Below are 12,168 nucleotides of genomic sequence, written 5' to 3'. Positions count from 1 at the left end.
AACAGGGCCCGCTCCCGCTCCACCAGCAACGGCATCGGGTCGGAGGCGGTGACCAACTCCCGCAAGGGATACCGGGCCAGCACCGCCTCCACCTCGGGCGACAGGGCACCCTTCAGGCGGTCGTGCACCGACAAGGAGTCGTCGCCGAGCGCCACGGCCGCGGCAAGGACCAGGTCCCGCTCCGGGCCCCTGGGGGCACCTGCCGCCGCATGCTCGTAGAGTTCGGCCCCCTCCTCGAGGACCAGGCCGGTGTCGATGCCCGCCGGGACCTTCACACCGGCGATGTGCCGCCAGGTCGCCAGTGGATCCGACCAGGCCTCCACGCGGAAGGTCCAGCGTCCAGGGGCGTCCGGGGTGATCTCGGCGCCCCAGAGGTCGCTGCCGGGGGACAGCTCACACATCGGAGTCCACGGGCCGCGCCGGCCCTTCGGATCCCGCAGGACCACATTGGCGCCCACCGCGTCGTGTCCCTCCCGGAACACCGTGGCGGTGACCTGGAACGTCTCTCCGGTCACCGCCTTCGCCGGGCGCCTGCCGCACTCCACGGCCGGCCGGACGTCACGTACCGGTACGCGGCCGATGGCCGGGGTCCTGCGCATGGATCTCACCTCCGCCGTGCGCGAAAGCCGGGCCCCGGGCCCGGCTTCGCGACCTGGATACGGGCCGGCCGCTGCCGACCCGAGGGGAACGCCATGTACGGTGCCAGGTCAGGGGCTTGGCGCCGTGGAACGCCGCTCCGATGACGGCGCGCGTCGGGCCGCCCGGTCCGGCTGCGGCCGCCCGTCCTGCTCGCGCAGATAGCCGGCCAGGGTGGAGCGCAGATACCGCTCGGCCGCGTCCGCGGCCTCGCGGGCGCAACGTTTTCCCATCAACACGCACAAGGTGTAGCCCGAGTCCTCGAAGGTGGCCCGGACCGTGCGGTCGTGGGGCGAGGCGAGCATCACGCGCTCCCACGCCCGGTAACGCCGCAACTGCCGGGCCACTTCGGCCTTGGCGGGTAGCAGCATCGCCCTCTTCACCTTCCACGCTCTCGACTGGGCGCGTTCCCGACGGTCGGGTGGCATCCGCGCACGGAAGGGCGCGGCACCGTTACGGCGATCGAGGCTTTCACTCATGGTGCACGCAGGTGCACGCAACGTCCTGTTGGACGTTCAACGACCCGGCCGTCCGGATGCTCGTGTTGCACGAATGGCGTAGTGACCCCACTGTGGAGGTGACTCAGAAGCGATTAACACTCACGTTACGTGTCCGGGATCCCTCCCGGACGGGGCGAGAGAGCTTCGCCGGTGAGGAGCAAGCGACAATGAAGACCGCTGTGCCCTGCTACTACCACCTCGACGTGGAAGTCAGCCCGGAAAGAGTGGGACAGGTCAGCCGCATCCTGGGTGCCCACCTGCGCTACTGGGACCTCGAGAACCTCGTGGACCCCGTCTGCCGCAACGCCGAACTGTTGTTGCGTGCGATCGACCAGCACGCCACCGACAAGACCACATCCGTCGAGATGTGGTGGAACGGCCAGCATCTCATCACCGCCGTGGGCGGCGACGACCGTGATCTGCGTCCCGACCAGGATCTTCGCGCCTGCCTCGCGAACATCGCCGCCATGAGCGACGGCTGGGGCTGCTGCTCCTCCGAGACAGGCAGCAAGATCATCTGGTTCTCCCGGCGGGCCCGGGCCGGCGAGCGCGTCCCGCTGGTGCCGACCGCTCCCGAGCCGAGCCTGCGCCAGGTGCTGCAAGTACCGCGCGCACTGCCGGCGGCCGCCCTGGCGGCGCCGGCCGCACCGGCCGACGACGCCCTGGTGGGCGCCCGGTGACGGCACGGAAGTCCAGGAAAGGGGTGCCCGTGTGGAGCGGGCACCCCTACCCGTTGGGTGCCTCCTTCGACGGACAGGGCACCAACTTCGCGCTGTTCAGCGAGGTAGCCGAGCACGTCGAGCTGATCCTGGCCGACGACGCGGGCAACCAGACCCCCGTCCCGCTGCACGAGGTCGACGGCTTCGTGTGGCACGCCTACCTGCCCGGCGTCGGCCCGGGACAGCGCTACGGCTACCGCGTGCACGGCCCCTGGCAGCCCTCCCTCGGCCACCGGTGCAACCCGGCGAAGCTGCTGCTCGACCCGTACGCGCGGGCCGTGGACGGCCAGATCGACAACCACGCCTCCCTCTACGAGCGCTCCCCCGACGGCCCGTCGCCCGGGAACAGCTCCGGGCACTCCATGCTCGGCGTCGTCACCGACCCGTACTTCGACTGGGGTGACGACCGCCCGCCGCGCCGGCCGTACTCGGACTCCGTCATCTACGAGGCCCATGTGCGCGGGATGACCCGCACCCACCCCGAGATCCCCGACCGGCTGCGCGGCACGTATGCCGGGCTCGCCCATCCCGCGGTGACCGGGCACCTGACCTCGCTCGGTGTCACCGCGGTCGAACTGATGCCGGTGCACCAGTTCGTACAGGACGGCGTGCTGACCGACCGGGGGCTTTCCAACTACTGGGGCTACAACACCATCGGCTTCTTCGCCCCGCACAACGCCTACGCCGCCCTGGGCAGCCGGGGTCAGCAGGTCAACGAGTTCAAGGCCATGGTGAAGGCGCTGCACGCGGCCGGCCTCGAAGTCATCCTCGACGTGGTCTACAACCACACCGCCGAGGGCAACGAGATGGGCCCCACGCTCTCCTTCCGGGGCATCGACAACGCCTCCTACTACCGCCTGGTCGACGGCGACTGGGCGCACTACTACGACACCACCGGCACCGGCAACAGCCTGCTGATGCGCCATCCCTACGTACTCCAGCTGATCATGGACTCGCTGCGGTACTGGGTGACCGAGATGCACGTCGACGGCTTCCGTTTCGACCTCGCGGCCACGCTGGCCCGGCAGTTCCACGAGGTGGACCGGCTCTCGGCGTTCTTCGACCTGATCCAGCAGGACCCGGTGATCAGCCGCGTCAAGCTCATCGCCGAGCCGTGGGACGTGGGGGAGGGCGGCTACCAGGTCGGCAACTTCCCGCCGCTGTGGTCGGAGTGGAACGGCCGCTACCGGGACGCCGTACGGGACTTCTGGCGGGCCGAGCCCGGTTCGCTCGGCGAGTTCGCCTCCCGCCTGACCGGCTCCTCCGACCTCTACCAGGCGAGTCGGCGCCGGCCGCGCGCCAGCGTCAACTTCGTGACCGCGCACGACGGTTTCACCCTGCGCGACCTGGTGTCGTACAACGACAAGCACAACGAGGCCAACGGCGAGGGCGATCGGGACGGCGAGAGGTTCAACCGGTCCTGGAACTGCGGAGCGGAGGGCGAAACCGACGATCCGGCCGTCCTCGAACTCCGCGCCCGTCAGCAGCGCAACCTGCTGGCCACGCTGCTGCTCAGCCAGGGCATACCGATGCTGTGCCACGGCGACGAACTCGGCCGCACCCAGCGCGGCAACAACAACGCCTACTGCCAGGACAACGAAGTCTCCTGGATCGACTGGGAGCTGACGGACGAACAGCGCGCCCTCACCGACTTCAGCCGGTACGTCATCAACCTGCGCGCCGAGCATCCCGTGCTGCGCCGGCGCCGCTTCTTCCAGGGCGAGACCGCGACCAACGCCGACCAGCCGCTGCCCGACCTGACCTGGCTGCGGCCCGACGCGCGCGAGATGACCGGCCGGGACTGGCAGCGCCGCGACGCACACTCCCTCGGCGTGTTCCTGAACGGCGACGCCATCGCCGAACGCGACCCCTACGGCCGCCGTGTCGTCGACGACTCCTTCCTGCTGCTCCTCAACGGCTACTGGGAACCCGTCGACTTCCGCCTCCCCGACGACACCTACGGCGAGCGCTGGACGACCCTGATCGACACCGCCGACCCCGATGGCATCCCCGACGAACGAGAACGCAAGGCCGGGACCCGTCTGCGCGTCGAAGCCCGCAGCCTGATCCTCCTGTCCCGCCCCTCCGCCGGCACCGGCTGACACCTCCCGCACCGGCGTGCGAAGACGCCCCCGGCCCGTGCGGGGGGCGCCTTCTGGCGGCCGGCCCTTGTGCCGTCAGGGTTTGGTGCGGGTGGTGACCGTGAACTGGGCGCCGTCGGGGTCCCGCAGGATCGCCTCGGTCTCGTCCTCGCCGAGGACGCTGCCGCCGTGTTTCTCGGAGCTGCGGGCGCAGGCGGCCACGTCGGCGACCGCGAAGTGGATCTGCCAGTGCGGGCGTACGGACGGGTCGGGGGCCGACTCCGCCGCGCCCGAGTCGATGCGCGCGACCACCTCGCCCTTGTGGCGCAGCACCACCTCGTCGCCCTCGTACTCGACCTCGCAGCAGCCTGTGCTGCCGGAGGCCCAGTCGAGGATCTCGCCGTAGAAGAGCGCGGAGTCGAAGGCGTTGCGGGTGTGCAGCCGGATGAAGGTCGGGACGGCCCGCCGCCACGCCTCCCAGTTGGAGACCAGTTCGCCCTGCCAGATCCCGAAGGCGGCCCCGTCACGGTCGGCGAGCAGCGCGGCCCGGCCGGGCGGGAACGACAGCGGCCCGACCGCCGCCGTCCCACCGCGTTCCCGGGCGCGGGCCACGGCCACGTCGGCGTCGGGGACGGCGAAGTACGGCGTCCAGGCCACCGCCATGTGCCACATGCCGGCGACCGCGGCGATCCCGGCCACCGGCACACCGTTCGCCAGCGCGATCCGGAAGTGCTCCCCGAGCTTGACGCCGCGCCATCGCCAGCCCAGCACGGCGGTGTAGAACTCCTGGGTGGCCTCCAGGTCGCGGCTGGTCAGGCTCACCCAGCAGGGGGCTCCGAAGACGGAGTCCGTCGAGATGACGTCCCGCTTCCTGCGCGGTCCTCCGTCGACAGGTGTGTCTTGGTTCATGGCAGTCGCGTCCTGCTCCCGGGGCCCGGCGGCACCGCTCTGCCACCAGTGTCCAACCGGAACGGGCCCGGGTGCCTGTCGAACACCCCGGTGGCACGCGGCCGGGTGAGTGAGCACGATGGAGTGCATGGCGGAGAGTGAGCCCGACCGGATCCTCGAGCTGCAGGCGGAGGTCGACCAGCTCAAGGAGGCCGTGGCCTCCCACGCGGTCGTCGACCAGGCGATCGGGATGGTGGTGGCCCTCGGCCGGGTGACCCCGGACCAGGGGTGGGAGGTGCTCAAGGAGGTCTCCCAGCACACCAACATCAAACTGCGCACCATCGCGGAACTGATCCTGATCTGGGGCCGCCGGGGCGACATGGCGCCGGAGATCCGCGCCGAGCTGGAGGACGCGCTCGACCGGTACGGGCCCACCCAGATCCCCGGGTCCGAGGAGGACGTACCGGCCGTCGAGCCGGAGATCTCCGGCCGCCCGGACGAGTGAGGCTCAGCCGGCCTCCGCGAGCAGTTCCTCGCGCAGCCGGTCGAAGCAGCCACTGAGCAGCCGGGAGACGTGCATCTGCGAGATGCCGAGCTGCTGGGCGATCCGGCTCTGTGTCATCCCTCCGAAGAACCGCAGGTAGAGGATGGTGCGCTCGCGCTCGGGCAGGGCGGCGAGACAGGGCTTGACCGCGGCCCGGTCGACCACCAGGTCGAAACCCGGATCCGCCTCGCCGAGGGAGTCACCGAGCGCGTATCCGTCCGTTCCCGCCACCTCGGCGTCCAGGGACAGCGCGGTGAAACACTCCAGGGCCTCCATGCCCGTGCGCACCTCCGCCTCGCTCAGCGAGGTGTACGCGGCGATCTCGGCGACGGTGGGCATCTGTCCCGAGCCGGACTGCGCCAGCTCCTTCACCGCGCCGCGGACCCGGTTGCGCAGGTCCTGCACCCGGCGCGGGACGTGCAGCGTCCACATGTGGTCACGGAAGTGCCGCTTGATCTCACCCGTGATCGTCGGCACCGCGTAGGCCTCGAAGGCCCGTCCGCGCGACGGGTCGAAGTGGTCGACGGCCTTCACCAGGCCCAGCGCGGCCACCTGGTAGAGGTCCTCCAGGGACTCCCCGCGGCCGCGGAACCGTACGGCGATCCGCTCGGCCATGGGCAGCCACAGCTCGACCAGTTCGTCCCGCAGCGCCCGGCGCTCGGGACCGGCGGGCAGCCCGGCGAGCCGCTCGAAGGAGCCGGCCGTGTCGGGGGCGTCGTCATGGGGGTGGGCTCTGGTGCTGCCAGTGACAGGCATCGCGCACCTCTCTCGGCAGGTGCCGGATGGACAGACACCGCGGGAGGCGCGCTCGGACCGTGGAAAGGGCACCGGGGCGTCCGGCACGAGCCGGGTCCCACGGGCGTGCCTCCAGTCCGAAGCACTGTCGGTCGCATTCCCACTGGGAAGCCGGTCGAAACAAATATTCCTATATAGCATGAATTGTTCACAGTGTGTGACGCGTCGGAGGGTTTGACCTGCGCTTGAACCGATTACCTCTGTAGCAGAGGTAATCTTCAGGAGTGGAATCGGAGACCTTCACTGAAGACCTCGCCGACGCCCTGGTGCGCATCCAGCGGCTGGTCCGGCGCCGGCTGCGCAGCGGGCTCACGGAGCCGCGACTGCGCGGCGCCGAGGTGGAGCTGCTGCGCCTGGTCGAGAACCGCCCCGGCGTCGGCATCTCGGAGGCCGCCAGGGCCCTGCACCTGGCGGGCAACTCCGTGTCGACCCTGGTCAACCAGCTCGTCCGGGACGGCTACCTGATCCGCGAGACCGACCCGGCCGACCGGCGGGCCGCCCGCCTGCTGCTCACCGACGCCGCGCACCAGCGGCTCGAGCGCTGGAAGCAGCGCCGCGCCGAACTGGTCGGCCGGCACGTGGCCCTGCTGGACGAGGCCGACCAGGAGGCCCTGCGCGCGGCACTTCCGGCCCTGCGCAAGCTCGCCGCCACCCTGCACGAGGAGGCCGAGGAGACATGACGAGCGACACCCCAGCCCCGCCGCCCGCCGAAGCGGTCGCCTGCACCCGCCTCGCCTACGCCTTCGGGGACACCAGGGCGGTCGACGGGCTCGATCTGACCGTCCACGAAGGCGAGGTGTTCGGACTGCTCGGCCCCAACGGCGCCGGCAAGACCACCGCCATCCGCTGCATCACCACGCTCCTGCCCGTCCCGGCCGGCATGGTCCGCGTCTTCGGGCACGACACCGCACAGGACCGCATGGCGGTGCGCCGCCTCCTCGGCTACGTCCCGCAGCAGCTGTCCGCCGACAGCGGGCTCACCGGACGGGAGAACGTGGCCCTGTTCGCCCGTGTCTTCGACGTGCCTCGCCGCGAACGCGCCGAACGCGTCGCCCAGGCCCTCGCCGCAGTCGACCTCGCCGACGCCGCCGACCGGCTCGCCGGCACCTACTCCGGCGGCATGATCCGCCGGCTCGAACTCGCCCAGGCCCTGGTCAGCGCGCCCCGCCTGCTGATCCTCGACGAACCCACCATCGGCCTCGACCCCATCGCCCGCACCGGCGTCTGGCGGCACATCAACGCCGTCCGCGCCGCCACCGGCATGACCGTCCTGGTCACCACCCACTACATGGACGAGGCCGACCAGTACTGCGACCGCGTCGGCCTGATGCACCGGGGCCGCGTCCGCGCCCTGGGCACCCCGGCCGAACTGCGCCGGGGGCTCGCCGAGCGCCGGGCGACGGACACCCTGCCCACGCTGGAGGACGTCTTCCGCGACGTCGCCGGCAGCGGCCTGGACGACCAGTCAGGAGGAGGTTTCCGCGATGTCCGAAGCACCCGCCGCACCGCGAACCGGGTCGGCTGACGGCACCGGCAGCTGCACCGCCGGTACCGCGCCCACCCCCGGCACCGCCCTGCTGCTCAGCCCGCCCCCGGCGCGACCGGGCTGGCGGCTGCTGCCCGCCCGGGTCGTCGCGATGTGCACCGTCGAACTGCAGAAACTGCGCCACGACCGCACCGAGCTGTACACCCGCGCCGTCCAGCCGGCCCTGTGGCTGCTGATCTTCGGCCAGACCTTCACCCGGATCCGGGCGATACCCACCGGCGGGGTCCCCTACATCGACTACCTGGCGCCCGGCATCATCGCCCAGTCCGCGATGTTCATCGCGATCTTCTACGGCATCCAGATCATCTGGGAACGGGACGCCGGCGTCCTGAACAAGATGCTCGTCACTCCGACGCCGCGCTCGGCCCTCATCACCGGCAAGGCGTTCGCGGCCGGAGTGAAGTCGCTGATCCAGGCGGTCGTCGTCATCGTCATCGCGGCCCTGCTCGGCGTCGCCCTGACCTGGAACCCGCTGAAGCTGCTCGGCGTCGCCGCGGCCGTGGTCCTCGCGTCCGTCTTCTTCTCCTGCCTGTCGATGACCATCGCGGGCATCGTCCTCAGCCGTGACCGGCTGATGGGCTTCGGGCAGGCGATCACCATGCCGCTGTTCTTCGCCTCCAACGCCCTCTACCCCGTCTCGATCATGCCCGGCTGGCTCCAGGCCGTCAGCAAGGTCAACCCGCTCAGCTATCAGGTCGACGCGCTGCGGGGTCTGCTCCTGGGCACACCGGCCCACCTCGGCGCCGATTTCGGCGTGCTGGCGGTGGCCGCCGCCCTCGGCATCGCGGCGGCTTCCTCACTGCTCGGCCGGCTGGCCCGCTGATCTTGTCGCGGACGTGATGTGCGGCACGCACCGGACCCCGCCGAAATCCGCTTCGGCGGGATTCTTCCTGGGCAGCGCTTGATCACCGATCAAAGCGGGCGAATCCGCTGGCCACAGCGCATTCTGCTCATTTGACAGTGCGCTGAGCACACGGATAGACAGCACCTCTTGAGAGGTCGAGAGGGGCACCGTGTACGAGCCGAACGTGGTCGGGGACTGGCAGGAGTACGACGAGCATGCCGGTCTGCGGATCCGTGTCCACCGTCTGGAGGCGGCCGAGCCGCCCCGCGGACGCGACGACGCCGCGACAGGGCTCACGTACTTCCGTGTCCGGGTGACGGTCGAGAACCGCGGCGCGCGGCACTACGGCATCCATCTGGAGGACGGCCAGATCGACGTCCGGGTCGGCCCCGACGGCGAGAGCGCGTTCATCGACTGGCGCAGCACCCAGTTCATCGAGGGTTTCGACGTCTATCCGCTGCGCCGGGCGACCGCGGTGCTGTACGCGGCCGCCCCGGAGGCCGCGCTCACGCATGTCGACATCCAGGTCCAGTTGCGGGTGGACGAGGAGTGGACGGACCGCCGGCTGTGGGCCGGCGGCATCGGGGTCGTGGAGGCGACGGCGGCCGCGACGGCGGCGAGCGCCGCGCCGGGCAGCCTGGCCCACCAGCTGAGCGCCTTCCTCAAGGACCAGACCGAACCGGGAACCGCCTGACGGCGGATGACGTGGCGGCCACGGTGGCTCAGGCGTCTGTGGAAGCCGTCGGGAACCACGTCTCAGCGGGCTGAGGCGGCACCCGGGAGCGGCCTACGGCGCCGACGGACGCCATGGCGTCCATGGACGTCATGGGCGCCAGGAACGGCCGCGGGGCCGCGGCAGCCGGAGAAGGCTCCCGAGGCCCCGCAGTTCCGCGGCCCGTGGTCAGTGCGGGATGCCGTCGATGATCTCCCGCGCGCCCTGCCGCAGCAGCGCCACCGCGACCGAGGTGCCGAGCGTGGCCGCGTCGAGCCGGCCCGCCCATTCGTGGGCGTTCAGCCGGGTCTTGCCGTCCGGGGTGAACACGCAGGCCCGCAGGGACAGTTCACCGCTGCGCTCCACGCGCGCGTAGCCCGAGATGGGACTGTTGCAGTGCCCCTGGAGCACGTGCAGGAACATCCGCTCGGCCGTCGCCTCCCGATGCGTGGCCGGGTCGCCGAGTCCGCTGACCGCGTCGATCAGCTCGGCGTCGTCCTCCCGGCACTGCAGCGCGAGGATGCCGGCGCCGATCGGCGGCATCATCGTCTCCGGGGACAGCACCTCGCTGATCACGTCCTCGCGGCCGATCCGCTCCAGGCCGGACACGGCCAGCAGCAGCGCGTCCGCCTCGCCCGCGGCCAGCTTCTCCAGCCTGCGGTTGGCGTTGCCGCGGAACGGCACGCACTCCAGGTGCGGATGCGTCGCGGCGAGCTGCGCGATCCGGCGCACCGACGAGGTGCCGATCCTGGTACCGGACGGCAGCTGGTCCAGGGAGAGTCCGCCCGGGTGCACCAGCGCGTCCCGGATGTCGTCCCGCTTGAGGAACGCGGCGAACACCGTGCCGGCGGGCAGCGGCCGGTCGGCGGGCACGTCCTTGACGCAGTGCACCGCGAGGTCGGCCTCCCCGGACAGCAGGGCCGCGTCCACCTCCTTGGTGAACGCCCCCTTGCCCTCGACCTGGGACAGGTCGCCGAGCCACTTGTCGCCGGTGGTCTTCACGGGCACGACCTCGGTGCGCACACCGGGGTAGTGGGCGGCCAACTCGCCGCGCACCCGCTCGACCTGGGCCAGGGCCATGGGGGAGTCGCGGGAGACGATCCGGATCAATTCGGGTACGGACATGCGCACACCATAGTGCCCGCCGTCGGGCGGCGCCGACCCGCCCGCCCGTCGCTCAGGCCGGACTCGGGTCCGTCTGCGGCCGGGGCCGAGCGGACGGCGGCTCATCCGACCCTTTCCTCCAGCGTGTCGGCGCTCCAGGCGGCCAGCCGCCCGGCGAGCGCACCGTCGCCGTTCAGTACGTGCCGGGAGTACGCCGCGCGCTCATGGGCCAGGACGGCCGCCTCCCACACGCAGGGCGCGAGCCCCGCCCGGCCCGGACGCAGCAGCCCAGGCTCGCCCGCCGGGCCGGTGAACACCGCCAGATCGGACATGTACGCCTCGATCCAGGTGTGCAGCAGCACGTAGTCGCCGTCGCCGCCCGCGTGCGCGATCAGCACCGCGAGGCCCACCGAGCCGCGCTGCCCGGCCAGGCGCAGATGGCCGTCCGCGATGCCGAGGGCGGCCTGCGCGTCCGCCTCCGTCACGGTGCGGCCCGGCGCCTGAACCGCGTACACCTTCACCAGGTGTCCGGCGGCCTCGCGGGTGCCGAGCGGTCGTGCGAGGCGGGCGTGGTGGCCCTTGGCCAGTTCGAGCAGCGCCTCCTCGCGCACGGCGGAGGGCAGTTCCCTGTGCATGTCCCTGTCGGTCATGGGGACATGATGCGGGGTGAGAAGGGGGCTCAGGCCAGTGGTTCGCTCAGTTCGACCGAGCGCAGGGCGGCGGCGAGGGCCTGCTCGTCGCCGACGTCCAAGGCCGTGTCCGTGAACTTGATGACGTGTACGTCGCCGTGGTCGACGGCGCGCCCGAGGACCTCTTCGGCGGTGAGCCGGGCAGGTGGGACGTAGTCGACCGGAGCGTCGGGCGCGTACATCGCCGTGACGGCCGCCGACGCCGTCCAGGCCGCGTTGAGGCTCGGCGCCCACAGCTCACGCGGCAGCGAACCGAGCGTCCGCAGCACGGCGTTGGGGGCGGTGGCCGCGTGCACGAGCATCGTCGCTTCGCCGTGGCCGTGGGTCGCGTAGCGGTGGGTCGCCGCGCGGACCAGATCGGTCAGGCGCTCCCTGGCCGTGTCCGGGTCGGTGACGTCGTCCGCCCAGACCGGCAGGCGGCGTACGGCGCCCAGCCGGGCCAGGTAGCCGCCCTCGGCGGGCTCGATGCGGGGTACCAGGTCCAGGCTCCGTGCGGCGCTCCCCGCGCCGGGCAGAGCCTCGACGCCGGAGACGGGCAGGTGGCGGGCTGCCCAGTAGCCCAGGGCGTGGGCGAGTTCCGTGAGCCGCGGCGCGTTCTCCTCGGCTTCCAGGGACCGTACGGCGTGGCCCACCCGGATGACGGGATGCGTGGCACCGGCGTACAGGCCGGGCAGCAGGCGCGGCCACCACTCGGCGAGCACCGTGCGCCACGGGCGTTCGGCGAGGGTCCGGGAGAAGTACGCGATCCAGTCGGCGGCCCGGTGCGGATCACCCAGCGCCTGGGGCCAGTTGGTGTCCGTGACGGGCTCCACCGGGGTGGGGAACTCCTCCAGCCGGTCGCTGTACAGGTCCAGCCAGCGGTGCACCGCAGCGGCCTGACCGTGGGTGGCCAGTGCTTCGACCACCATGGGTGCGTGGTTGGAGAGCCATCCGCGGAACTCCGGACCCGAGGCGTGGAGCCGTTCGAAGGCTTCGTCGAGCCGTCCGCTCGTGTCGTTCGTGGTCATGTGCGGGACGCTACGCCGCTGACGGCGGCGCCTGATCGGTCTCGGGACCCATCCCGGCGAGGGAGGGGACGTAGGTCCCGGGACCGACCCCGACAAATGGAGG

14 protein-coding genes are annotated in these 12,168 nt (G+C 71.6%); 7 read left to right on the top strand and 7 right to left on the bottom strand.

Going from position 1 to position 12,168, the window contains the following annotated elements; all coding sequences use genetic code 11:
• Both ACWD5D_RS20665 and ACWD5D_RS20660 read right to left on the bottom strand, forming a co-directional pair.
• Window positions 1–599, bottom strand: a 599-nt coding sequence (locus ACWD5D_RS20665; RefSeq protein ID WP_451374163.1) for a maltotransferase domain-containing protein, incomplete at its 3' end; no start/stop codon positions are given.
• 108 nt (window positions 600–707) lie between these two features.
• Window positions 708–1,007 carry a DUF5133 domain-containing protein gene (locus ACWD5D_RS20660; protein ID WP_451374162.1) on the bottom strand — a complete coding sequence of 100 codons (300 nt, stop codon included), beginning with the start codon at window positions 1,005–1,007 and terminating at the stop codon, window positions 708–710.
• Between the two features lie 296 nt (window positions 1,008–1,303).
• Between ACWD5D_RS20660 and ACWD5D_RS20655 the strand changes: the two genes are divergently transcribed.
• Together ACWD5D_RS20655 and glgX are read left to right on the top strand one after the other, a co-directional pair.
• Complete coding sequence (locus tag ACWD5D_RS20655) at window positions 1,304–1,816, top strand: pep a2 (protein ID WP_451374161.1); 513 nt, start codon at window positions 1,304–1,306, stop codon at window positions 1,814–1,816.
• 23 nt (window positions 1,817–1,839) lie between these two features.
• Window positions 1,840–3,957, top strand: a complete 2,118-nt coding sequence (gene glgX, locus ACWD5D_RS20650; protein WP_451374179.1) for a glycogen debranching protein GlgX — start codon at window positions 1,840–1,842, stop codon at window positions 3,955–3,957.
• Between the two features lie 75 nt (window positions 3,958–4,032).
• Here the strand turns inward: glgX and ACWD5D_RS20645 are convergent, their stop codons facing one another.
• Window positions 4,033–4,845 carry a VOC family protein gene (locus tag ACWD5D_RS20645; protein ID WP_451374160.1) on the bottom strand — a complete coding sequence of 271 codons (813 nt, stop codon included), beginning with the start codon at window positions 4,843–4,845 and terminating at the stop codon, window positions 4,033–4,035.
• A gap of 127 nt (window positions 4,846–4,972) precedes the next feature.
• On the opposite strand from ACWD5D_RS20645, the gene ACWD5D_RS20640 reads away from it, so the two are divergent.
• Window positions 4,973–5,329 (top strand): ANTAR domain-containing protein, encoded by a 357-nt coding sequence (locus ACWD5D_RS20640; RefSeq protein ID WP_451374159.1) that lies wholly within the window; start codon window positions 4,973–4,975, stop codon window positions 5,327–5,329.
• A 3-nt stretch (window positions 5,330–5,332) separates the two neighbouring features.
• Here ACWD5D_RS20640 and ACWD5D_RS20635 read toward each other — a convergent pair whose 3' ends face one another.
• Window positions 5,333–6,124 (bottom strand): RNA polymerase sigma factor SigF, encoded by a 792-nt coding sequence (locus tag ACWD5D_RS20635; RefSeq protein WP_451374158.1) that lies wholly within the window; start codon window positions 6,122–6,124, stop codon window positions 5,333–5,335.
• A 263-nt stretch (window positions 6,125–6,387) separates the two neighbouring features.
• On the opposite strand from ACWD5D_RS20635, the gene ACWD5D_RS20630 reads away from it, so the two are divergent.
• The 4 genes from ACWD5D_RS20630 to ACWD5D_RS20615 all read left to right on the top strand — a co-directional run bounded on the left by ACWD5D_RS20630 (window position 6,388) and on the right by ACWD5D_RS20615 (window position 9,247).
• Window positions 6,388–6,843 (top strand): MarR family winged helix-turn-helix transcriptional regulator, encoded by a 456-nt coding sequence (locus ACWD5D_RS20630; protein WP_451374157.1) that lies wholly within the window; start codon window positions 6,388–6,390, stop codon window positions 6,841–6,843.
• Entirely contained in the window at window positions 6,840–7,688 is an 849-nt protein-coding gene (locus ACWD5D_RS20625; RefSeq protein ID WP_451374156.1) for an ABC transporter ATP-binding protein, read from the top strand. The genes ACWD5D_RS20630 and ACWD5D_RS20625 overlap by 4 nt, the downstream gene beginning before the upstream one ends.
• The gene (locus tag ACWD5D_RS20620; protein ID WP_451374155.1) at window positions 7,648–8,532 is read left to right on the top strand and encodes an ABC transporter permease; all 885 of its coding nucleotides are present in this window, start codon (window positions 7,648–7,650) and stop codon (window positions 8,530–8,532) included. Before ACWD5D_RS20625 ends, ACWD5D_RS20620 begins: the two co-directional genes overlap by 41 nt.
• A gap of 190 nt (window positions 8,533–8,722) precedes the next feature.
• Complete coding sequence (locus tag ACWD5D_RS20615) at window positions 8,723–9,247, top strand: hypothetical protein (protein ID WP_451374154.1); 525 nt, start codon at window positions 8,723–8,725, stop codon at window positions 9,245–9,247.
• A 207-nt stretch (window positions 9,248–9,454) separates the two neighbouring features.
• Here ACWD5D_RS20615 and hemC read toward each other — a convergent pair whose 3' ends face one another.
• The 3 genes from hemC to ACWD5D_RS20600 all read right to left on the bottom strand — a co-directional run bounded on the left by hemC (window position 9,455) and on the right by ACWD5D_RS20600 (window position 12,065).
• Window positions 9,455–10,396: a hydroxymethylbilane synthase gene (gene hemC, locus ACWD5D_RS20610; RefSeq protein WP_451374178.1), complete on the bottom strand. Its 942-nt coding sequence runs from the start codon at window positions 10,394–10,396 to the stop codon at window positions 9,455–9,457.
• Between the two features lie 95 nt (window positions 10,397–10,491).
• Window positions 10,492–11,019, bottom strand: a complete 528-nt coding sequence (locus ACWD5D_RS20605) for a hypothetical protein (RefSeq protein WP_451374153.1) — start codon at window positions 11,017–11,019, stop codon at window positions 10,492–10,494.
• A gap of 29 nt (window positions 11,020–11,048) precedes the next feature.
• A complete protein-coding gene (locus tag ACWD5D_RS20600) occupies window positions 11,049–12,065 on the bottom strand; it encodes a questin oxidase family protein (RefSeq protein WP_451374152.1) in 1,017 nt (338 codons plus the stop codon).
• Window positions 12,066–12,168 lie beyond the last annotated feature (103 nt).

The organism is Streptomyces sp. NPDC002520 (assembly GCF_053595235.1).
Note: the sequence above shows the minus strand (reverse complement) of the source record. Positions and strands in the feature narration are given on the sequence as shown.

Bases quoted from the DNA above. Each gene is read 5' to 3' on its own strand.
- ACWD5D_RS20660 (WP_451374162.1), bottom strand. From the start codon at position 1,007: ATGCTGCTACCCGCCAAGGCCGAAGTGGCCCGGCAGTTGCGGCGTTAC.
- ACWD5D_RS20655 (WP_451374161.1), top strand. From the start codon at position 1,304: ATGAAGACCGCTGTGCCCTGCTACTACCACCTCGACGTGGAAGTCAGC.
- ACWD5D_RS20645 (WP_451374160.1), bottom strand. From the start codon at position 4,845: ATGAACCAAGACACACCTGTCGACGGAGGACCGCGCAGGAAGCGGGAC.
- ACWD5D_RS20640 (WP_451374159.1), top strand. From the start codon at position 4,973: ATGGCGGAGAGTGAGCCCGACCGGATCCTCGAGCTGCAGGCGGAGGTC.
- ACWD5D_RS20635 (WP_451374158.1), bottom strand. From the start codon at position 6,124: ATGCCTGTCACTGGCAGCACCAGAGCCCACCCCCATGACGACGCCCCC.
- ACWD5D_RS20625 (WP_451374156.1), top strand. From the start codon at position 6,840: ATGACGAGCGACACCCCAGCCCCGCCGCCCGCCGAAGCGGTCGCCTGC.
- ACWD5D_RS20620 (WP_451374155.1), top strand. From the start codon at position 7,648: ATGTCCGAAGCACCCGCCGCACCGCGAACCGGGTCGGCTGACGGCACC.
- ACWD5D_RS20605 (WP_451374153.1), bottom strand. From the start codon at position 11,019: ATGACCGACAGGGACATGCACAGGGAACTGCCCTCCGCCGTGCGCGAG.
- ACWD5D_RS20600 (WP_451374152.1), bottom strand. From the start codon at position 12,065: ATGACCACGAACGACACGAGCGGACGGCTCGACGAAGCCTTCGAACGG.